Source organism: Paenibacillus sp. UNC217MF (genome assembly GCF_000686865.1).
GTDB lineage: Bacteria > Bacillota > Bacilli > Paenibacillales > Paenibacillaceae > Paenibacillus_B > Paenibacillus_B suaedae.
In genome coordinates, this window is record NZ_JMLT01000047.1 from 1 (window position 1) to 1300 (window position 1300).

Sequence of the window (1300 nt, forward strand, 5' to 3'; positions counted from 1 at the left end):
TTACTGGTGCGACTGGCGTTACTGGTGCGACTGGCGTTACTGGTGCGACCGGCTCTACTGGTGCCACCGGCGTTACTGGCGCTACAGGAGTTACCGGAGATGGAGCTACTGGAGCTACGGGCGTTACTGGCGTTACTGGCGCTACCGGCACTACCGGCGCTACTGGCGTTACTGGCGCTAACGGCGTTACTGGCACTACCGGTGCCACTGGCTTTACTGGTGCTACGGGGGCTACCGGCGTGACTGGCGCTACTGGCGCTAACGGCGTTGCTGGCTCTACCGGCGACACTGGCGCTACTGGCGCTACTGGCTCTACGGGGGCTACTGGCACAACCGGTGCGACTGGTGCCACTGGCGACACGGGCTCTACTGGTACTACCGGCGCTACTGGGGCGACTGGCATTACTGGCGTTACCGGTGCTACTGGCTCTACTGGTGCTACCGGAGCCACTGGCGTTACTGGGGCGACCGGCGACACTGGCTCTACCGGCGACACTGGCGCCACTGGCGTTACCGGCGCTACTGGTGCAACCGGCGCTACTGGAGCTACAGGCACTACAGGCACCACTGGCGCTACTGGCGCTACTGCCGCTACTGGTGTCACCGGCGCTACGGGGGCTACCGGCGCTACCGGCTCCACTGGTGTTACTGGCGCTACCGGCTCTACTGGCGTTACTGGCGCTACCGGCTCTACTGGCGTTACTGGCGCTACGGGGGCTACCGGTGCTACTGGTGTTACTGGTGCTACTGGCCCTACTGGGGCGACTGGCGCTACTGGCACTACCGGTGCGACCGGCTCTACTGGCTCTACCGGCGCTACCGGAGACACTGGTGCCACCGGCGCTACGGGTGCGACTGGCGTTACTGGCGTTACTGGTGACATGGGCTCTACTGGTACTACCGGTGCCACTGGCGTTACTGGTGTTACTGGTGTTACTGGCTCTACTGGTGTTACTGGTGCTACAGGCGACACCGGCGCTACGGGGGCTACCGGCGTTACTGGCTCTACTGGTACGACTGGCTCTACTGGTGCGACTGGGGCTACCGGCGCTACTGGTGACACAGGCGCTACTGGGGCGACTGGCTTTACCGGTGCTACTGGCGACACTGGCGCTACTGGTGCTACTGGCTTTACCGGTGCTACTGGCGACACTGGCGCTACTGGGGCGACTGGTATTACTGGAGCTACGGGTGCTACCGGCGTTTTCGGAGACACTGGGGCGACTGGTATTACTGGCGCTACGGGTGCTACCGGCGTTACCGGAGACACTGGGGCGACTGGTGCCACTGGCTCTACTGG

1 protein-coding gene is annotated in these 1300 nt (G+C 63.6%); it reads left to right on the forward strand.

Annotated elements, in window-relative coordinates; genetic code table 11:
* A partial coding sequence (locus BP95_RS0116080) for a hypothetical protein (protein WP_028532717.1) occupies positions 1-1300 on the forward strand: 1300 nt, incomplete at both ends.